Annotated in this window: 18 protein-coding genes; 14 read left to right on the top strand and 4 right to left on the bottom strand. The window is 68.2% G+C overall.

The genetic code is table 11. From position 1 onward, the window contains the following. Window positions 1-197: 197 nt before the first annotated feature. The 5 genes from rpiA (at window position 198) to BLQ77_RS03820 (ending at window position 5,181) form a co-directional block, all read left to right on the top strand. On the top strand, window positions 198-980 hold the full coding sequence (gene rpiA, locus BLQ77_RS03840; protein WP_089955611.1) for a ribose-5-phosphate isomerase RpiA: 783 nt from the start codon (window positions 198-200) through the stop codon (window positions 978-980). 195 nt (window positions 981-1,175) lie between these two features. Continuing rightward, a complete protein-coding gene (locus BLQ77_RS03835; protein ID WP_089955608.1) occupies window positions 1,176-2,627 on the top strand; it encodes an FAD-dependent oxidoreductase in 1,452 nt (483 codons plus the stop codon). A gap of 125 nt (window positions 2,628-2,752) precedes the next feature. Then, a complete protein-coding gene (gene hflK / locus BLQ77_RS03830; RefSeq protein ID WP_008884167.1) occupies window positions 2,753-3,904 on the top strand; it encodes an FtsH protease activity modulator HflK in 1,152 nt (383 codons plus the stop codon). Between the two features lie 3 nt (window positions 3,905-3,907). Continuing rightward, window positions 3,908-4,993 (top strand): protease modulator HflC, encoded by a 1,086-nt coding sequence (gene hflC, locus BLQ77_RS03825; protein ID WP_089955606.1) that lies wholly within the window; start codon window positions 3,908-3,910, stop codon window positions 4,991-4,993. Then, the gene (locus tag BLQ77_RS03820) at window positions 4,990-5,181 is read left to right on the top strand and encodes a DUF2065 domain-containing protein (RefSeq protein WP_008884965.1); all 192 of its coding nucleotides are present in this window, start codon (window positions 4,990-4,992) and stop codon (window positions 5,179-5,181) included. Before hflC ends, BLQ77_RS03820 begins: the two co-directional genes overlap by 4 nt. Window positions 5,182-5,256: 75 nt before the next feature. On the opposite strand, the gene BLQ77_RS03815 is transcribed toward BLQ77_RS03820, so the two are convergent. After that, on the bottom strand, window positions 5,257-6,720 hold the full coding sequence (locus tag BLQ77_RS03815; protein ID WP_089955603.1) for a methyl-accepting chemotaxis protein: 1,464 nt from the start codon (window positions 6,718-6,720) through the stop codon (window positions 5,257-5,259). Window positions 6,721-6,956: 236 nt separating this feature from the next. Here BLQ77_RS03815 and BLQ77_RS03810 point away from each other — a divergent pair, with 236 nt between their 5' ends. After that, entirely contained in the window at window positions 6,957-8,435 is a 1,479-nt protein-coding gene (locus BLQ77_RS03810) for a DegQ family serine endoprotease (protein WP_089955600.1), read from the top strand. Between the two features lie 89 nt (window positions 8,436-8,524). Here the strand turns inward: BLQ77_RS03810 and BLQ77_RS03805 are convergent, their stop codons facing one another. Further along, a complete protein-coding gene (locus tag BLQ77_RS03805) occupies window positions 8,525-9,466 on the bottom strand; it encodes a hypothetical protein (protein ID WP_089955598.1) in 942 nt (313 codons plus the stop codon). Window positions 9,467-9,554: 88 nt separating this feature from the next. Beyond that, window positions 9,555-10,079 (bottom strand): peptidoglycan-binding domain-containing protein, encoded by a 525-nt coding sequence (locus BLQ77_RS03800; RefSeq protein WP_242661626.1) that lies wholly within the window; start codon window positions 10,077-10,079, stop codon window positions 9,555-9,557. A gap of 243 nt (window positions 10,080-10,322) precedes the next feature. On the opposite strand from BLQ77_RS03800, the gene BLQ77_RS03795 reads away from it, so the two are divergent. The 7 genes from BLQ77_RS03795 (at window position 10,323) to BLQ77_RS03765 (ending at window position 15,809) form a co-directional block, all read left to right on the top strand. Then, complete coding sequence (locus tag BLQ77_RS03795) at window positions 10,323-10,646, top strand: 2Fe-2S iron-sulfur cluster-binding protein (RefSeq protein ID WP_008883776.1); 324 nt, start codon at window positions 10,323-10,325, stop codon at window positions 10,644-10,646. Window positions 10,647-10,714: 68 nt separating this feature from the next. Next, a complete protein-coding gene (locus BLQ77_RS03790) occupies window positions 10,715-11,401 on the top strand; it encodes a hypothetical protein (protein WP_089955593.1) in 687 nt (228 codons plus the stop codon). A gap of 136 nt (window positions 11,402-11,537) precedes the next feature. Further along, on the top strand, window positions 11,538-12,350 hold the full coding sequence (locus BLQ77_RS03785) for a TIGR00282 family metallophosphoesterase (RefSeq protein ID WP_089955590.1): 813 nt from the start codon (window positions 11,538-11,540) through the stop codon (window positions 12,348-12,350). A 247-nt stretch (window positions 12,351-12,597) separates the two neighbouring features. Then, entirely contained in the window at window positions 12,598-14,376 is a 1,779-nt protein-coding gene (locus BLQ77_RS03780; RefSeq protein WP_008884214.1) for an SLC13 family permease, read from the top strand. A gap of 68 nt (window positions 14,377-14,444) precedes the next feature. Beyond that, window positions 14,445-14,948: a hypothetical protein gene (locus BLQ77_RS03775; protein WP_008886266.1), complete on the top strand. Its 504-nt coding sequence runs from the start codon at window positions 14,445-14,447 to the stop codon at window positions 14,946-14,948. A 116-nt stretch (window positions 14,949-15,064) separates the two neighbouring features. Then, window positions 15,065-15,487: a helix-turn-helix domain-containing protein gene (locus BLQ77_RS03770; RefSeq protein WP_089955587.1), complete on the top strand. Its 423-nt coding sequence runs from the start codon at window positions 15,065-15,067 to the stop codon at window positions 15,485-15,487. 7 nt (window positions 15,488-15,494) lie between these two features. Beyond that, window positions 15,495-15,809, top strand: coding sequence for a hypothetical protein (locus tag BLQ77_RS03765; RefSeq protein WP_089955585.1), 315 nt, complete (start codon window positions 15,495-15,497; stop codon window positions 15,807-15,809). A 152-nt stretch (window positions 15,810-15,961) separates the two neighbouring features. Here the strand turns inward: BLQ77_RS03765 and BLQ77_RS03760 are convergent, their stop codons facing one another. Next, the gene (locus BLQ77_RS03760; protein WP_089955582.1) at window positions 15,962-16,696 is read right to left on the bottom strand and encodes a glutamine amidotransferase; all 735 of its coding nucleotides are present in this window, start codon (window positions 16,694-16,696) and stop codon (window positions 15,962-15,964) included. 348 nt (window positions 16,697-17,044) lie between these two features. Between BLQ77_RS03760 and BLQ77_RS03755 the strand changes: the two genes are divergently transcribed. After that, window positions 17,045-18,751: a hypothetical protein gene (locus tag BLQ77_RS03755; protein WP_089955579.1), complete on the top strand. Its 1,707-nt coding sequence runs from the start codon at window positions 17,045-17,047 to the stop codon at window positions 18,749-18,751. Window positions 18,752-18,768: the final 17 nt, after the last annotated feature.

The raw sequence follows: 18,768 nt of genomic DNA, 5'->3' as shown, positions 1-18,768 counted from the left end.
GCGCGGGCCCCCTGTTCGCGGAAAATCCGTTTCTTGGTAGCGCAGGTCGGGGGTGGCCGAACAGGATGAATGCGTCATTGCGCCGTACAGATAAGCCTTGGCGGCGGAAAAGCCTTCACGGCATCCGAATATGTTGTCGCGCGGTGGCACCGGGCTGACTATAAGGCCGCGCAAACAGAGATTCTTGGGGGATCACCATGACCGGAGAGCTTTCGCCGATCGACAAGGCCAAGTTCGTCGCAGCCAAGCGCGCCGCCGAATTCGTCGAGGACGGGATGCGGGTCGGGCTCGGCACCGGCTCCACTGCCGCCTGGCTCGTCCGCTGCCTTGGCGAGAAGGTGCGCGAGGAGGGGCTGAAGTTCCGCGGCGTTCCGACCTCGACCCGCACGGCAGAGCTGGCCCGCGAGGTTGGCATCGAGGTGATCACGCTGGAAGAGGCGCGCTGGCTCGACCTCACCATCGACGGCGCCGACGAGTTCGACGGCGAGCTGAGCCTGATCAAGGGCGGCGGCGGCGCGCTGCTGCAGGAAAAGATCGTGGCCACCGCCTCGGACCAGATGGTCGTCATCGCCGACGCCGCCAAGGAGGTCGGGACGCTGGGCGCCTTCCCGCTGCCGGTCGAGGTCATTCCCTTCGGCTGGACCGCGTCGCAGGCGCTCATCGAAGAGGCGCTGGTCTCGATGGACGTGATGGGCCGCCAGATCACGCTGCGGATGGACGGCGACGCCGCCTACCGCACGGACGAGGGCAACTTCATCCTGGACCTGCACCTGACCCGCATCGGCAACCCGCGCCAGCTGGCGCTGATCCTGAACCAGATCCCGGGCGTGGTCGAGAACGGACTCTTCATCGACATCTGCGACCAGGTGGTGATCGGCTACGGCGACGGCCGGGTCGAGGTGCGCGACATCAACGCGGGCACCACCTCGGAGGAGCAGATCGCGCTCGCCGAGAACGACAACCTGTTCCGCGACATCTGATCCCGGCGCCTCGCGCGCCACAGGAACGCACTGCCCGGCAGGCCCCTGCCGGGCGGTTTCGTTTCCGGGGGTGGCCTGCGGGGCAGGGGGGGGGGCGCTGCGCCCCTGCGCGGCGCGCCATGCGGGCCCGGTACGTCTGGTCATCCGGGCGGGGCTGTGGGATACCCGGGGCAACACCAGAACAGGAAGTGCGTGATGAGCGATTTCGACTACGATCTCTTCGTCATCGGTGGCGGATCCGGCGGCGTGCGCGCGGCCCGCGTCGCGGCGGGCGAGGCCAGTGCCAAGGTGGCGCTCGCGGAAGCCGACCGGTACGGCGGGACCTGCGTCATCCGCGGCTGCGTGCCCAAGAAGCTGATGGTTTTTGCCAGCGAATACGGTGACTTGGTCGAGGATGCCCGGAGCTACGGCTGGGACATCGGGGCCGGCAGCTTCGGCTGGTCCGGGTTCAAGGACAAGCTCAACGCCGAGCTTGATCGGCTCGAGTCCGTCTACCGCTCGCTGCTGAAGAATTCCGGCGTCGACAGCTACGACGCCCGCGCCACGATCAAGGACGCGCACACGGTCGAGCTTTCGACCGGCGAGACCTTCACCGCCAAGCACATCCTCATCGCCACCGGCGGCCGCCCGGTGCGGCCCGATCTGACGAACGCCGATCTGGGCCTCGTCTCGGACGACATCTTCCACCTCGAGCGCCTGCCCAAGAGCGTGCTCATCGTCGGTGGCGGCTATATCGCCTGCGAATTCGCCTGCATCCTGCACGGGCTCGGGGTCGAGGTGACGCAATACTATCGCGGCGCCCAGATCCTGCGTGGCTTCGACGAGGAAGCCCGCGGTCTCATCGCCGACAGCATGACCGAGCGCGGCATCAAGCTGCATGTCGGCACCGACCTGGTCGAGATGCGCTGCGCCACGCCCGAGGACATGACCGGCGGCTCCGAGGGCGTGCTCGGCGCGCCGATGCTGGAAAGCGGCGAAGTGGCCCCCGAGGGCAGCGACAGCTCCGGCCCGATCCTCGTCAAAGCGACCAACGGCGACGCGAAGGTCTTCGACCAGGTGTTCTTCGCCACCGGCCGCCGCCCCAACACCGACCACATGGGACTCGAGGAGGTCGGCGTGAAGCTCGGCCGCCGCGGCGAGGTGCTGGTGGACGAGTACAGCCAGACCTCGGTGCCGTCGATCTACTGCATCGGCGATGCCACCGACCGGGTGAACCTGACCCCGGTGGCGATCCGCGAGGGGATGGCCTTCGTCGAGACCGTGTTCAAGGGCAACCCGACCCCGGTGGATCACGAGCTGATCCCCTCGGCGGTGTTCACCCAGCCCGAATTCGGCACCGTCGGCATCTCCGAAGAAGAGGCCCGCGACCGCGAGCCGGTCGAGATCTACTCGACCTCCTTCCGCCCGATGCAGAGCGCCTTCGCCGGCCGCCCCGACCGGGTGCTGATGAAGCTCGTGGTCTCGAAGGAGACCCGCAAGGTGCTTGGCTGTCACATCGTCGCACCCGGCGCGGGCGAGATGATCCAGCTGGCCGGTATCGCGGTGAAGATGGGCGCGACCAAAGAGGACTTCGACCGCACGGTTGCCGTTCATCCGACCATGTCGGAAGAGATTGTAACCATGCGCAAACCGACCCGGAGCTATTGAATCTGCGGTCAGAATACCCAGATTCTGCCGGATGTCCGGCGCGCGGAGCGCGCTGGGTCCCGGGACGACAGGACAGGCCCGAACGCGGGCAACGGACAAGAACTGAGGGGAAGGGAAAGAGCTTCATGGCAGGAAACAGCGGCGGCCCCTGGGGCGGCGGTGGCAATCGTGGCGGTGGTGGCAGGCCGCCGAACGGTGGCGGAGGAGGAAACGGCGGGCGCAAGCCCGACGACCCGCAGATCCCCGAGATCGACGAGCTGATGAAAAAAGGCCAGGAGCGTCTGCGCGTGCTCATGGGCGGGCGCGGCGGCAACGGCGGCGGCACGCCCTCGGGCGGCAGCGGCGGCTCGGGCGGCCCCGGCATCACGAAGGGCACCGTGGCCATCGCGGCGCTGGTGGCTGTGGGGCTCTGGGGCTACATGAGCTTCTACACCGTGAAGCCCGAAGAGCAGTCGGTGGAACTGTTCCTCGGCAAGTACAGCTCGACCGGCAACCCCGGTCTGAACTTCGCGCCATGGCCCTTCGTGAGCGCCGAAGTGGTCAACGTGACCTCCGAGCGGACCGAGACCATCGGCGCCGGTCGCGATGCCGACGGCCTGATGCTGACCACCGACGCCAACATCGTGGACATCGAGTTCCAGGTGGTCTGGAACATCTCGGACCCGGCGAAACTGCTGTTCAACATCCGTGACCCGCAGCTGACGGTCCAGGCGGTCTCCGAGGCCGTGATGCGCGAGATCATCGCTGCGTCGAACCTTGCGCCGATCCTCAACCGCGACCGTGGCATCATCGCCGACACCGCGCTCGAGCAGATCCAGGCGACGCTCGACGAGTACGAGAGCGGCATCACCATCGTCCGGATCAACCTCGACACCGCCGACCCGCCACGCGAGGTGATCGACGCCTTCCGCGAGGTGCAGGCCGCCGAGCAGGAACGCGACCGTCTCGAACGTCAGGCCGACGCCTACGCCAACCGCGTGGTTGCCGAGGCCCGCGGCGACGCGGCGCAGATCCGCGAGCAGTCCGAAGGCTACCGTGCGCAGGTCGTGAACGACGCGCTGGGTGAGGCGTCGCGCTTCACCGCCGTGCTCGAGGAATACGCCAAGGCGCCCGAGGTGACCCGCCGCCGTCTCTACCTCGAGACCATGGAACGGGTGCTGGGCGACGTGGACAAGACCATCCTCGACGAGGCGCTGACCGGATCCGACGGCGGCGTGGTGCCCTACCTGCCGCTCAACGAGCTGAACCGCTCGCGCACGACGACGGGGGGGAACTGATCCATGCGCAAGACGACCTATATCCTTCCGGCCATCGTCATCGTGCTGGTGCTTCTGCTGTCCTCGATCTTCGTCGTGGACGAGCGTGAAAAGGCGCTGGTGCTGCAGTTCGGCCAGATCAAGTCGGTGAAGGAAGAGCCCGGGCTCGCCTTCAAGATCCCCTTCATCCAGGAGGTGGTGAAATACGATGACCGCATCCTCTCGCTCGACACCGACACCATCGAGGTGACGCCGTCGGACGACCGTCGCCTCGTGGTCGACGCCTTCGCGCGCTACCGCATCGCCGACGTGGTGCAGTTCCGCCAGGCTGTCGGCGTGGGCGGTGTGCGCACCGCCGAGGACCGGCTCTCGGGCATCCTCAACGCGCAGATCCGCGAAGTGCTGGGTGCCGACCAGGTGACCTCGGACGTGATCCTCTCCGAGGACCGCCGGGCGCTCACCAACCGCATCCGTGACCAGGCCCGTGCTTCTGCACGGTCGCTGGGGCTCGACGTGGTGGACGTGCGACTGAAGCAGACCAACCTGCCGTCGCAGAACCTCGAGGCGACCTTCGCCCGGATGCGCGCCGAGCGGGAACGGGAAGCGGCCGACGAGATCGCCCGCGGTAACGAGGCCGCGCAGCGGGTCCGCGCGCTGGCCGACCGGACCGTGGTCGAGACCCGCTCCGAGGCCGAACGCGACGCCAACGTGATCCGAGGCGAGGCCGACGCCGAGCGCAACGGCATCTTCGCCGAATCCTATGGCGCCGATCCCGAGTTCTTCGCCTTCTACCGCTCGCTTCAGGCTTACGAGGCGTCGCTCACCGGCGAGAATTCGACCATCGTGATGACGCCGGGGTCGCAATTCTTCACCTATTTCAACAACCAGGACGGTACCGGACGGGCTGCGGAAGCAGGTGCGGAAGCAGGTGCGGAGGCGTCTTCGGACGTGCCGGGAGCGGCGGCATCCGAAGCCCCCGGGTCCGAAGCGGCGCCGGCAGCTGAGGACGCACCGGCCGTTGACGAACCGACGGCAGACACGGCCCCGGCGCCCGAGGCCCCGGCCTCCGGCTCCGAGCCGGCGGACGACACGCCGCCGGCCAGCGAGTGACGCTGACCGACATCGGCACGGGGATCGCGATGGTCCTCATCCTCGAGGGGCTGGTCTATGCACTGGCCCCTTCGCTTGTGGAGCGCCTGCTCGAGGCGCTCCGCGAGCTGCCGCTCGAGATGCGCCGCAACCTCGGGCTGCTGACGGTGGTGACCGGTCTGATCCTGCTCTGGATCCTGCACGGGTAGGGCAGGGGCCGCACAAGGCGGCTGTCATTCTGCCCGGAGCTGTGCCGCCCGCCACAAGTGCGCCGCACCGCGCGATCAGCCGGTGCGCTGCAGGTCCTCATCGCCATCGCCCCAGCCGATCTCCATGCTGCCGCCCTGCTGGCGGAAGCGCAGGGAGCCGAGTTGGGTGCGGGTGTCCTCGGCCATGCGGCGGATGCCGTCCATGGCGTCCGAGGTCTGGTCCACCATCGAGGCATTGCTCTGGGTGATGCGGTCGAGCTCGATGATGCTCTGGCTGATCTCCTGCATGCCCTTGGACTGTTCGGTCGAGGACTCGGCGATGCTGCTGACCACGTCGAACATCGACGAGAAGCCCGAGACCACCCGCTCGAGCGAGCTGCGGGCGTTTTCGACCAGCACCGCGCCGTGCTTGACCTGATCCGAACTCGACTGGATCAGCGCCCGGATCTCGCGCGCGGCGTCCGATGAGTTGGCCGCCAGCGACCGCACCTCGCCCGCCACCACCGCGAAGCCGCGCCCGGCCTCGCCGGCGCGCGCGGCCTCGACGCCTGCGTTGAGGGCCAGCAGGTTGGTCTGGAAGGCGATGTCGTCGATCAGCCCGATGATCTGGGCGATCTTCTCGGAGGAGGTCTTGATCTCGCCCATCACGTCGGCGGCGTTGCCAGCAACCTGCGAGCTCTCGTACATCTCGCGCCTGGCGCTGTCGAAGATGCCCCGCGTCTCGGAGGTGCGCTCGCTGGTGGAGCGAACGCTCTCGTTGATCATCTGCATCGCGGCGGTGGTCTCTTCCAGCGAGGCGGCCTGGCTGCTGGTGCGGCGCGAGAGCTCGTCCGCCGAGCCGCTGACTGTCTGCACGATGTTCAGCAGATCCTCCATCGACAGGGCGACGCGCGCGAACAGCGCCTCGAGATTGCGCGCGGCGCCGTTCAGCTTGACCCGCACGTCGTCGTAGGCGGCGGGGAAGTCGCTTTCGCCCGGGCCCGGCACCGCGTGGGTGAGGTTGCCGTCGGCGAGCTCGTCGATCGCGGCCTCGAGATGGTCGAAGGCCTTCTTCTGCTCTTCGCCCCAGACCCGGAAGGTGACGTCGGTGACCTGCTCGATGTCGAGCATGAAGGCGCGGGTCACGGCGCTGACGATGCGGCGGGAGCGTGCGGCGGAGGGACCCACCAACCGCAGGCCGAGCTTGGCGAGCAACCGTTCGAGCAAGTCGCTGGAGGCCAGCGCATAGGAGGACACGAAAAGCTCGAGCGGCAGGTCGATGGCCGCGTGCACCCGGCCGATATGTTCGATCGAGGTGAAATACGCCTCGCCCAGATCGCCCGAGAGCAGCCTCGTCCAGTGCGCCTTCTGGGCGGCGCGGGCATGGGCCACGCGGCTGTCATCGGCGAAGAAGGCTGCGGCGACCGGATCGGCCAGCGCGCGGCGGTAGAACGCCTCGAGCACCGCGTCGAGATCGGGGATCAGCATGCGCCCGGCACTGCGCAGATCCTCCTGCGCCTGGTCGACGAGCCTGAACCGTTCGAGCTGTTCCCGTGCCATGCGCCTGCCTTCGGTTGATCCCTCCCCGAACGCTCTACCGCGCAATCCTTTACAAGAGACGAACGGACGCCCGGAGGCCGCCTTTCACCCATTCTCACCGCCGTTTCACATGCGCTTGATAGGCTGCAACCTTTTCTTTGGTGTTGCTCCCGAGCTCCTATGTTAGCTTCACGATGAGGAGGCAGGGCGCCGCGAACGCTCCGGCACGGGCGACTGCCGCATAGAAGGAGTTCCATGTGAAACCCGAAGCATTCGCTGCAACACGCGACAACGCCAGACCGCTGCGGCTGTTCTGGCTTGCCACGCTGTCGATGTTCATGATCGTCTCCCAGGCGCTGATGGCCAGCGCGCAGGGCGCGCCGCAGAGCTTTTCGGTCCTTGCCGAAAAAGTCAGCCCCTCGGTGGTGAACATTACCACGTCGACCATGGTCGCCGGCCGTACCGGCCCGCAGGGCATCGTGCCCGAGGGCTCGCCCTTCGAGGATTTCTTCCGTGAGTTTCAGGACCGCAACGGCGGCCCGGGTGAAGACCGCCCGCGCCGCTCTTCGGCGCTGGGGTCCGGCTTCGTGATTTCCGAGGACGGCTATATCGTCACCAACAACCACGTCATCGAGGGCGCGGACGAAATCGAGATCGAGTTCTTCGAGGGCTTTTCGCTGCCCGCAACCCTGGTCGGCACCGATCCCAACACCGACATCGCGCTGCTCAAGGTCGAGGCGGACAGCCCGCTCAAGTTCGTGTCCTTCGGCAACTCGGACAACGCCAAGGTCGGCGACTGGGTTATGGCCATGGGCAACCCGCTGGGGCAGGGTTTCTCGGTCTCGGCCGGTATCGTCTCGGCCCGCAACCGGGCGCTCTCGGGCACCTATGACGATTACATCCAGACCGACGCCGCCATCAATCGCGGCAACTCGGGCGGTCCGCTGTTCAACATGAACGGCGAGGTGATCGGCGTGAACACCGCGATCCTGTCGCCCAACGGCGGCTCGATCGGCATCGGCTTCTCGATGGCCTCGAACGTCGTGACCAAGGTGGTCGACCAGCTTCGCGAGTTCGGCGAGACCCGCCGCGGCTGGCTCGGAGTGCGCATCCAGGACGTGACCGACGACATGGTCGAGGCGCTCGGCCTCGCTTCCGCCGAGGGCGCGCTGGTTTCCGACGTGCCGGACGGCCCGGCCAAGGACTCCGGCATGCAGGCCGGTGACGTGATCACCAGCTTCGACGGCAAGGAGGTGCAGGACACCCGCCAGCTCGTGCGGATCGTCGGCAACACCGATGTCGGCAAGTCGGTCCGCGTGGTGGTGAACCGCAACGGCAACTCCGAGACGCTGCTGGTGACCCTCGGTCGCCGCGAGGACGCCGAGACCACCTTCCCGGCGAGCCAGGAAGTGACCCCGGGCGAGCCGTCGCAGAGCGAGCTCATGGGGCTGACGCTCAGCCCGCTGACCCAGGACCTGCGCGAGGAGCTGAGCCTCCCCGACAGCGCCAAGGGCCTTGCGGTGGTGAACGTCGACGAGAGCTCGGAAGCCTTCGAGAAAGGCCTGCGCCAGGGGGACGTGATCACCGAGGCCGGCCAGTCCGAGGTGCTGAGCATCTCCGATCTCGAGACCAAGGTGGACGAAGCCAGGGACGCCGGCCGCAAGTCGCTCCTGCTGCTGGTCCGTCGCGGCGGCGACCCGCGCTTCGTGGCGCTGTCGCTCGAAGAGCAGAACTGATCCACGGCTTCCGGCCGGGCGTACCGCCCGGAGCAGACGGAAAGACGAGGGGCGCGACCGCAAGGCCGCGCCCTTTTCGTGTTCCGGGCTCAGTACCGGGCGAGCGTTGTGTGTGGCTCCGGGGGGGCGCCGATGGTGAAGGATGCGCTGGCGTAGGAGGCGTAGCTTCTTGTGTCGCTCAGGGTGCTGTCGCCGTCGGTGATCGTGCCCTGGTCCGCCCAGGCGGTCATGGTCGAGACCACGACGGACAGGCCGCCCTGTTGGTAGTCGCGCATCAGGTGCCGGAACATCCCCTCGCGCTTGCCGCGAAGTTCGGCGTGGCCGTCGGCGCGGCGCTGGCCGATGTCGCGTTCCAGCGGCCCGTTCAGCGCGCCGGTGAGCTTGAGCAGCGCCGCCCCGCGCAGGGCGTCGAGGTCGATGCGCAGCGCCTCGGGTTCGTACTGCGCCGAGACCAGCTCGCGGACGGCGTGCTTGACGATGCCGAGGTGCCGGGTCTCGGGCAGCGGGGACTGCGCCATCCGGTCGATGCCGGCGTGCATGGTGGCGATGGCGGCGTTGAAGCTGTCCCTGTGGCCCTGGAAGGTGTCGGCGGCGAGCACGAGGATCGGCAGGTCCTGCTCTTCGGCCATGGCGCGCAGATCGGCGAGGCTGGGTGCGGCCTCGTCGGCGGGATCGAAGGCGACGCCCATCGCCTCGGCCATGACGCCGCGGATCCGAAGCTCAAGATTGTCGAGGATGTCGTTGCCGCGGGCCGACATCTCGTCGACGAGCCCGCGCAAAAGGTCGGTGGTGGTGAGGGGGGCGCCGACAGCCCGGGTCCGCGCCGGATCGTCGTAGGTGCCGAGGGGAACGTCGTCGCCGGCCTCGGGCGCGGGAGGCGCGCTGTGCCCGGAAGTCTGCGTGATGCTCACCACCGTCACCTGCAGGGCGCGACTGCTGCCCTGCGACAGGGGCTGCTGGCCTGGAAGCTGCTGGACCGGAAGCTGGTGGCCCGGGAATGCGGCGGGCGGGAGGGAGGCGGCAAGCGACATCGGCAATGCTCCTTTCGGGTGAGCGCAGGATGCCGGTGCTTCGGTTAATGTTTGCTTCAGATCGCGCCGCGGCGGGCGGGAAACTGCTTCAAAGGCTTTCGACCTGATCGAGCGGCGTGGCCACGATGCCGAGCGCCCGCGCGGTCTCGAGCGAGAGCTGCCCGCTCGGCAGGCCGCGCTCGGTCTGCCAGCGGCGGATCGCCGCCGTGGTCGGCGCATCGAGGCGCCCGGTGACGCTGCCCCGGAAGACGCCGCGAGCGGCCAGCGCGCGCTGCACGGTCGAGACGAACTCGGTGGTGAATTCCTCGGGGCAGGGGCTCGCGAAGATCAGCTCCTCGCGCGGGGTGACGACGCGGGGCACCGGGGCGCGGCGGTAGACCGGCGGGCGCAGCACGGTGCCATCTTCGGCGATCTCGGCCTGCACCACCTGCACCTCTCCCATGACATGCTCGTAGACCGCAGGCGTGACCTCGCGGGCCTGGCAGGTGCCGTCGGCGAGCCGCTCGGGGCGCGGCGCGTCGATGTCGGGCCAAGGGTTGTCCGCCGGGGCGGGGGCGCTGCAGGCGGCAAGGCTCGACGCAAGCACGGCGGCCAGGAGGGGCGGGCGGATCATCTGCTCGGGTCTTCTTCTCTGGGGCGTCATGGTCGTGTCATGGTCGTGTCGTGGACCATGTCATGGCGGCGACCGTTTTGCGGCGGATCTTAACGGGTTTGCCGCAGGCTTTAAAGCGCCTGCGCCTGCCGTCGATTAGGGCAACCGCGCCGGGCGTGGCGGCAGGCATGGCGAAGGGGCTGGAAATGGACGCGGGGCAGCACTAGGAATGGCGGGACTTCTGGAACGAGGAACGATCAGGCAATGGCTAAGATTACCTATATCGAGCACAACGGCACCGAACACGTGGTCGAGGTTGCCACCGGCATGACGGTGATGGAGGGCGCGCGTGACAACAACATCCCCGGCATCGACGCCGATTGCGGTGGCGCCTGCGCCTGCTCGACCTGCCATGTCTACGTCCATCCCGACTGGGTCGAGAAGCTGCCCGCCAAGGACGACATGGAAGAGGACATGCTCGACTTCGCCTTCGAGCCCGATCCCACCCGCTCGCGGCTGACCTGCCAGCTCAAGGTCTCCGACGCGCTGGACGGTCTCGTCGTGCAGATGCCGGAGAAGCAGATCTGATCTGCTCCACGCACCCGGATCCGCGCCGGCGCCCCGCGCGTGGGCGGGTCCTCTGTGCGTGGCTTGCGGTGTGCCTCGGGGCGGCGGCCCCCGCACTGGCCGAGCCGGTCCTGACCGGCGCCGGCTATCTCGAGCCCACCACCCGCTACGGCCATGCGGTGCTGGGCGACGGCGTCGAATGGGGCGCGCTGCGGTTGCGCCTGCGCGAGGCGGACGGCGGCACCCGCGACGTTCTGTTGCGCCTGCCGGAGACGCGGGTGTTCGAGGATCTCGCGCCCCGGCTCGTCGATCTCGGAGGGCAACGCGCGGCCATGGTGATCGAGACCGATGCCGCCCACGGCGCCCGGCTGGCGCTCTACACCTCCGAGGGTGTGCTGGCCGCAGGGCCTTTCATCGGCCAGCCCTACCGCTGGCTTGCCCCGGTCGGGGCGGCGGATCTCGACGGCGACGGACAGGTCGAGATCGCCTGGGTCGACCGTCCGCACCTCGCCCGCGTGCTCCGGGTCTGGCGCTATGTCCCGGGCAACCCCGCGCTGCAGGAAGTGGCGTCGCGCCCGGGCTTCACCAACCACCGCATCGGCTGGGATCACATCGCCGGAGGGCTGCGCGATTGCGGGCAGGGGCCCGAGATGATCACCGCGGACGGCGACTGGCAGCGGATCATGGCCTCGTCCCTCGTGGCGGGCAGGATCGAGACGCGCGCACTCGGTCCCTATGACGAGGCGGCGATTGAAGCGGCGCTGGCGTGTCGCTAGGCGCTCGCGGCGGGACAATGGCGGGGGAGTTTCCCGAAGGAGGACGTGCGCGGCGCAGGCCGACCGCCGCACCGGTCCGGCGATCACGCGCAAATCACGCTTTGCTTTTCGCGCGCAGCGGCTTAGGCATTCGGACATGAGACTGCTATTTCTTGGGGACGTGATGGGGCGCGCCGGGCGCACCGCCATCGCCGAAAACCTGCCCCGCCTGCGCGAGGACTGGAAGCTCGATTTCGTCGTGGTGAACGGCGAGAACGCCTCGAACGGGGCGGGGCTTACCGGCGAACACGCCAAGCTCATCCTCGGCGCCGGCGCCGACGTGGTGACGCTCGGAGACCATTCCTTCGACCAGAAGGACATGCTGACCTTCATCGAGTCCGAGCCCCGGGTGATCCGGCCGCTGAACTTCGCCAAGCAGGCGCCCGGACGCGGCGCCGGGCTCTTCGAGGACCGGCGCGGGCGCAAGGTGCTGGTGACGCAGGTGCTGGGCCAGGTGTTCATGAAGCGCCCCTTCGACGATCCGTTCTCGGCCATGGACGCGGTGCTGAACCGCTACAAGCTTGGCGGCATGGCGCAGGCCGTCATGGTCGACGTGCATTGCGAGGCGACCTCCGAGAAGATGGCGATGGGCCATTTCTGCGACGGCCGCGCCAGCCTCGTGGCGGGGACCCACACCCACGTGCCCACCGGCGACGCGCAGGTGCTGCCCAAGGGCACGGGCTATCTCAGCGACGCCGGCATGTGCGGCGATTACGATTCGGTCATCGGCATGGACAAGGTCGAGCCGATGCGGCGCTTCATCACCGGCATGGGCAAGACGCGCTTCCAGCCGGCGCTTGGCGAGGCGACGTTGTCGGGGCTTTATGTCGAGACCGACGACCGCACCGGCAAGGCGGTGACCGTGAAGATGGTGCGGCAGGGCGGCAGGCTGGAGTCCTCGGGGCCTTGAGGCCGGGAGGCCCCTCCGGAGTGGTCTCGCACACGGGCTTTCCGCCTCGTGTTCGCGCGGCCTCCGGGCCAGGGGTCTCGGGAAATGGAACGCTCCAACGCCCTGAAGATGCGCATGAAATTTGGCGCGATTCGGCGTTGGACGTGATCGGAAAAGCACGTGAGCAGGCGGGCGTCGGGGCCGCGCTTGTGTTAGCTGCAGTGCAGCGTAAGAATGCGTCGGATTGAGCAGCGATGGGCAATAAGCCATGCAAGTCTTCGAACTGAGCCAGACGGCCCAGGCGTGGGTAGCCATTGCCACGGTTGTGGCCATGTTCATCATGTTCGTTCGGGAACGCTATCCCACCGAGGTGGTGGCGATCGGCGGCGTCGCCTTCCTGCTGTTCATGGGCGTGCTGCCCTATGACGCCGGGCTGGCCGTCCTGTCGAACCCCGCACCCTGGACCATCGTGGCGATGTTCGTGGTGATGGGGGCAATGGTGCGCACCGGCGCGCTCGACGCCTTCGCGCATTTCGCCCAGGCTCAGGTGGCGCGGCGCCCGCGCCAGGCCATGGCGCTGATCATGCTGGTGGTGATCATCGCCTCGGCCTTCATGAACAACACGCCGGTCGTGGTGATGATGCTGCCGATCTTCGTGCAGATCTCGCATTCGCTCGGCATCCAGCCCTCCAAGCTTCTGATTCCGCTCAGCTATGCCGCCATCCTCGGCGGCACCACCACGCTGATCGGGACCTCGACCAACCTGCTTGTCGATGGCGTCGCGCGCAGTGCCGGGCTCGAGCCGTTCTCGATCTTCGAGGTCACGCCGCTGGCGATCATCCTCGTCGCATGGGGCATGTTCTACCTCGTCGTGGCGGGGCGCTTCCTGCTGCCGGAACGCCATTCGATGGCGGGGATGCTGTCGGACCGCTCGCGGATGAAGTTCTTCACCGAGGCGGTGATCCCGCCGGACAGCAACCTCATCGGTCGCGATGTGCTTGGCGTGCAGCTCTTCAAGCGCGAGGGCGTGAGGCTGATCGACGTGGTGCGCGGCGACGAGTCGCTGCGGCGCGAGCTGCAGGGCGTCACGCTCGAGGTCGGCGACCGCGTCGTGCTGCGCACCCAGATGACCGAGCTGCTCAGCCTGCAGCGCGACAAGTCGCTGAAACGCGTGGACCAGATCTCGGCGCGCGAGACCACCACGGTCGAGGTGCTGATCTCGCCCGGCTGCAAGATGGTCGGCCGCTCGCTGGGCGCCCTGCGCCTGCGGCGGCGCTACGGCGTCTACCCGCTGGCGGTGCACCGTCGGAACCAGAACATCGGTCGCAAGCTCGACGATCTCGTGGTGCGGGTGGGCGACACGCTGCTGCTCGAGGGCTCGCCCGAGGACATCAAGCGGCTGGCGGACGAGATGGAGCTGGTGGACGTGTCCCACCCCTCGGCCCGTGCCTTCCGGCGCGGCCATGCGCCCATCGCCATCGGTGCCATGGCGGGGATCGTCGTGCTTGCGGCGCTCGGGGTGGCCCCGATCCTGGCGCTTGCGGTGGTCGCCGTCGCGGTCGTGCTGCTGGCGCGCTGCATCGACGCCGACGAGGCATTCTCGTTCATCGAGGGCCAGCTGCTGGCGCTGATCTTCGCCATGCTGGCAATCGGCGCAGCGCTGGAGCATTCCGGCGCGGTCGAGCTCATCGTGGGCGCGCTGGCGCCGTTTATGGAAGTGTTGCCGGGGCCGCTGCTGATCTGGGCGGTCTTCGTGCTGACCTCGGTGCTGACCGAGGCGGTCTCGAACAACGCCGTGGCGGTGGTGGTGACGCCCATCGCGATCTCGCTCGCCAACGCGCTCGGTATCGACCCGCGTCCGCTGGTGGTGGCGGTGATGGTGGCGGCCTCCTGCAGCTTCGCCACGCCCATCGGCTACCAGACCAACACGCTGGTCTATGGCCCGGGCGGCTACCGCTTCTCGGACTTCCTGCGGGTCGGCGTGCCGCTCAACATCACCGTGGGCATTCTCTCGTCGCTGCTGATCCCGCTGATCTGGCCGCTCTAGGGCGCGGCGATTGACAGCGGCCCGCGCGGGCCGCTTAACTCCGCCGCAGGAATTTCGAGGCCCCAGACGTGTTTTCCCTCTTCGTCCTGTCGTCCTACGCCCAGCCCATCGACAAGGTCGGACTGCTGCCCGGCGAGGCGCGCAAGCTGGCGCTGGCCGAGCTTACCCTGCACAAGCGCATCGGCCAGCTCTCGCGGTTGCTGTCGCCGCTGACCCCGGAGGATGCGCTGCGCCGCCACGGTATCGCCGACGCCAAGGCCGCCCCGGCGCTCGATCAGCGTGATCTGCCTGACGTCGCCGCGATCCAGAGCCGGTTCGAGCACGTGGTGCCGGCGCCTCCCGGCAGCTCCGCAAGCTCCCGCGACCCCGAGGCCTACGCGCTGGCGCTGCTCTACCCGGACCTGCAGGTGGGCGCGGCGGCGCTCTACACCGAGACCAAGGGCACGCGGCTGGGCTTCTTCTGGCGCGGCATGCGCGAGGATGCCGAGGCCGCGGTAGAGGCGCTGCGGGCCGATCCGCTGCGCTTCGACCGGCTCTGGCGCGAGGTCACGCGCTTTCCCAGGCAGGGCTGATCCGGGGCCCACGCGCGGCAGGGTGGGGCACGGGCTCTGGTAAAATTGACTTTGACGTCAAACCTGCCTATATTGACTTACACGTCAATCCACGGATGCGATCAGGAGAGGTGGACATGGCACATACGGATTTCGAATCGCATGGCGCGGTGGCGGCCGAGGCCGACGACGGTTCCATCAACGGCTTCGGCGAGCCGGCGCAGTCCCTTTCGGGGGGCGCCGTCGACCCGGTGAAGCAGGCGCGCATCGCCGAGGCGGCGCTGCTCTCGGAACTCGAGGGCGTGCTGAGCGAACGCGACATCGGCCGCGCCGAGGCCGGAGCCGCCAAGGAGACGGCGCGGCTCATGGGCATGCAGATCGTGCGCAACATCCAGAAGCACAGCGGCATGACGCTCGACGAGCTGTCCAAGCGCAGCGGCGTTGCCGTCGGCACGATCTCGCGGCTGGCCACAGGCGCGCGCGGCACCGGCCCGGCGCTCTGGACGCTGATCGCGCTGTCGCAGGCCGGGGGCGTGCCGCTGAGCCTGCCCGAGGGCTGAACCGGGCATGATCTGCTCCCTTCCGCTGGATGTGGCCGGATGGCTGCTCATCGCCTGTTTCCTCGTCGGCGGGATCTGGACCGTGGGCGTGCCGCTGCGCGCCCGCTGGCACGAGGCGCGGGCCCTGCGTGCGGCGCGGGCGCGGTCGGGCGATCTGGACATCGCGGCGCGGGCCAGCCTCGACGAGGCCGACGGTCGCATCAAGGCGGGGCTCCTCGACGGACCGCTGTCGAAGCCGCCGACCTGGGTCGTGGTGGTGTCGGGCGTGGCACTGCTGCTGCGCATCGCGGTGGAGGTCGCAAAGACCTCCTGCGCGGGCTGAGCCGCGCGGGGGGCGGTCAACGTTGAACTCCGTCACTCGGACCTCCGACATTCGGGCCCCGCCACGTGAGCCTCCGACGCCCGGGCAGCTGACACCTGGACCTGTGCGACCCGGGCCTTCGTCGCCCACATCCCCGTCGCCAGCCCCCGCTGTCAGCGGAAGCGCTGCACGAAGTTGCTCAGGATCCGTTCGGGCCAGATGACCTCGGCCTCGCGACACATCCCGATAAGACCCTCCGCCTCTTCGGGCGCGAAATAGCCGCGGTGGCGGTAGATGCGGATGCGCGTCTCGAAGCCCGCGGCATCGGCCTCGGGGTGGAACTGCGTGGCGTAGACGTTGGCGCCGTGTCGGATCATCTGGAACGGACAGGCCGCGCCCTCGAGCAGGTGCACGAGCCCCGGCGCCAGCGACTGCACCGCCTCCTTGTGGCCGACAAAGGCGTCGAAGCACTCGGGCAGCCCGTCAAGCAGGGGATCGCGCGCGCCATCTTCGGTGACGCGGCAGGGGACGGCGCCCACCGGCTCGCCGTAGCGCGCCTTGCCGACCTCGGCGCCGAGGTGATGGGCCAGGATGCCGATGCCGTAGCAGCAGCCGAGATAGGACACGTCATGGCGGGTGATCGCGGGCATCAGCGACAGGCAGGCCGCCTCGATCCGCGCCTCGACCGGCGATTTATTCTCGGGCGGATCGGACACGCAGCCGGGACCGCCGCCAACGATCACCCCGGCATAATCGCGCGGATCGAGATCCGGCGGCAGATCCTCGCGGTCGAGACAGAGGCGGTGCACGTCCTCCTCGGCGAGACCGCCCTTGCGCAGGATGGCCTCGAACTCGTCGTCGCTGGCCTCGGTTTCGGGGCGCAGCTGGAGGATCAGAAAGCGGCTCATGATCTTCCCGAGGTAGCCCTTCGCGCGCGAAAGAAAAAGTCTGGACGGCGCGGGCGCGGGTGCGAAAGTTGCGCGATTCGGGAATTTGTGCTACCTATGGTAGATATACTCTCGGGGAAACTCTCCCCGTTACGGATTTGACCTTTGATTTAGAAGAACGAACCCATGCAACACAGTCTTCTTGCCCTGCTGCTCGCGGCCGCGGTGACCTTCTCCGCTGGCCCCGGCCCCGTGCTCGCCAATACATCGTGCAATCCCGAGTTCCAGAAGTGCTCCTGGTGACCCCGGTCACCTGACATAGCTCCTTTCACGCGTTCGGGGGACGCCACAGCCAAGCGAGCCGGTCTCATGCAGAACTATGCCATCTGGGCGATTGCCCTGGGCGCGGTGATCCTGCTTTTCGAAGCCTACAAGGAATACACCACCGCCGATGCCGTCGACAATCTGAAGTCGAACAACCAGACCTCGCGCAAGGAGCTCGAGAACGTCCGCATGTCGGCGCTCACCACCCGGTCCGAGCACCGGCGCGGGCTTCTCATCTACATGATATTCTTCATCGGGCTCTACGCCGTGCTGCTGCTGTCGCCCGAGCTGGTCACCGCCTTCATCGCCGGCAGCAGCCAGGCCGAGACCGTGAGCGGCGGCGCCAGCACCATCGCCCGCTCGATCGTCAACCGCGGCGAGGACGGCGCGGCGCAGGGGGCGCTGACCAACAGCACCGCGCTGCCGTTCTGGCTTGCCATGTCGATCACGCTCGGGGCGACCTCGCCCACCTTCCAGGTGATCGAGCGCAAGATCCGCGCCATCGCCTATTTCTTCGCAGGCGTCCCGCGCAACATCTTCCGGGTGCTGCAGTCGCTGGAAGAGCTCAACTACGGCCACTTCGGCGAGGACGCTCAGATGCCGCTGCTGCAGGCCTTCTGCGAGCGGCTCGAGGCGCATCCCGCAAACCCGATCCTGCGCGGCACCGTGCAGAGCATCGAGAGCTCGCTGCGCTGCATCGACCTGCTTCAGGCGCCGATCATCGGGCCGCAGCGCTCGGCCTTCCGCCAGCTTTTCAACGACGACGCGCCGCTCGCGCGCATCGACGACCTGCGGGCCCGCTACAACCTGCTCGCCAACAAGATCAGCGAGCTGCACAGCAACGACGAGGCGCTGCAGGAGCTGCAGGACGAGGCGGTGACGCTGGCCGATTCCATGCAGTGCCTGTTCGCGCTTTATGCCATCCGCTCGCGCCGCATCCCCGAGGCGCTGCGCGACACGCCCACCGCCGAGATCATCGAGAAGGTGGCGGGCGAGAGCACCGCGCAGTCGCTGCACGACATCACGCTCGCAAGCATATTCGGCGCCGTCTTCAGCTACGTGCTGGTCGAGAAATACGCGCTGGTCGCAAGCGGCGTCGGTGCCTTCGACGAGGCCGAGGAGGTCCGCGTCGTCGCCGCCGCCATGCTGATCCCGCTGCTGCCGGCGCTGGTGCTGCTGGCCTTTCTCACCATCCTGTTCCGCCACCTGCGCATCGACCAGGGCGCCTGGCCGCGGCCAGAAACCGCGCAGATCCCGTTCTGGGATTACGCCAAGCTCGCCTTCTGGCCGGCGCTCTGCGCCAGCGTGCTCTACGGCCTCGTGACCTGCCTCTGTGCCGACGGCGTCGCCCGCCACATCCTTGCGGGCGAGGGCAGCAAGGCGGTGGGGGCGGGGCTCGCCTTCCTCGCCACCGAGGTCGAGCAGCTGCCGCGCATCTTCCTGATGTCCTACGTCTGCGCCTGCGGGCTGCTGTTCCTCGCGGACCAGCACGACCGGCTGCGCTGGTTCGTGACGCTTGGCGTGGCACTGGTGCTCTCGGCCTTCCTCTGGATGGTCGCCAACCTCGCCGCGAGCCTCTTCGGCATAGCGCCCCCGGGGCTGGTGACGCGCGCCGACATGACGATCATGGTGACGCTGCCCTTCTCGATCTTCCTGCTGCTCTACGCCAGCGCCGCCGAGTTTGCCGAGACCGAGTCGATGAAGCGCGTGTTCACCGCGGTGGGCCAGCCCTTCCGTGGCCGTCAGACCTGAGCCGATCCGAGAGGCCC

Source organism: Salipiger thiooxidans (assembly GCF_900102075.1).
Lineage (GTDB): Bacteria > Pseudomonadota > Alphaproteobacteria > Rhodobacterales > Rhodobacteraceae > Salipiger > Salipiger thiooxidans.
Note: the sequence above shows the minus strand (reverse complement) of the source record. Positions and strands in the feature narration are given on the sequence as shown.

What these genes read in the sequence shown, in the direction of transcription:
- rpiA (WP_089955611.1), top strand. Translation starts at nt 198, where the DNA reads ATGACCGGAGAGCTTTCGCCGATCGACAAGGCCAAGTTCGTCGCAGCC.
- BLQ77_RS03835 (WP_089955608.1), top strand. Translation starts at nt 1,176, where the DNA reads ATGAGCGATTTCGACTACGATCTCTTCGTCATCGGTGGCGGATCCGGC.
- hflK (WP_008884167.1), top strand. Translation starts at nt 2,753, where the DNA reads ATGGCAGGAAACAGCGGCGGCCCCTGGGGCGGCGGTGGCAATCGTGGC.
- hflC (WP_089955606.1), top strand. Translation starts at nt 3,908, where the DNA reads ATGCGCAAGACGACCTATATCCTTCCGGCCATCGTCATCGTGCTGGTG.
- BLQ77_RS03815 (WP_089955603.1), bottom strand. Translation starts at nt 6,720, where the DNA reads ATGGCACGGGAACAGCTCGAACGGTTCAGGCTCGTCGACCAGGCGCAG.
- BLQ77_RS03805 (WP_089955598.1), bottom strand. Translation starts at nt 9,466, where the DNA reads ATGTCGCTTGCCGCCTCCCTCCCGCCCGCCGCATTCCCGGGCCACCAG.
- BLQ77_RS03800 (WP_242661626.1), bottom strand. Translation starts at nt 10,079, where the DNA reads ATGATCCGCCCGCCCCTCCTGGCCGCCGTGCTTGCGTCGAGCCTTGCC.
- BLQ77_RS03795 (WP_008883776.1), top strand. Translation starts at nt 10,323, where the DNA reads ATGGCTAAGATTACCTATATCGAGCACAACGGCACCGAACACGTGGTC.
- BLQ77_RS03785 (WP_089955590.1), top strand. Translation starts at nt 11,538, where the DNA reads ATGAGACTGCTATTTCTTGGGGACGTGATGGGGCGCGCCGGGCGCACC.
- BLQ77_RS03780 (WP_008884214.1), top strand. Translation starts at nt 12,598, where the DNA reads ATGCAAGTCTTCGAACTGAGCCAGACGGCCCAGGCGTGGGTAGCCATT.
- BLQ77_RS03770 (WP_089955587.1), top strand. Translation starts at nt 15,065, where the DNA reads ATGGCACATACGGATTTCGAATCGCATGGCGCGGTGGCGGCCGAGGCC.
- BLQ77_RS03765 (WP_089955585.1), top strand. Translation starts at nt 15,495, where the DNA reads ATGATCTGCTCCCTTCCGCTGGATGTGGCCGGATGGCTGCTCATCGCC.
- BLQ77_RS03760 (WP_089955582.1), bottom strand. Translation starts at nt 16,696, where the DNA reads ATGAGCCGCTTTCTGATCCTCCAGCTGCGCCCCGAAACCGAGGCCAGC.
- BLQ77_RS03755 (WP_089955579.1), top strand. Translation starts at nt 17,045, where the DNA reads ATGCAGAACTATGCCATCTGGGCGATTGCCCTGGGCGCGGTGATCCTG.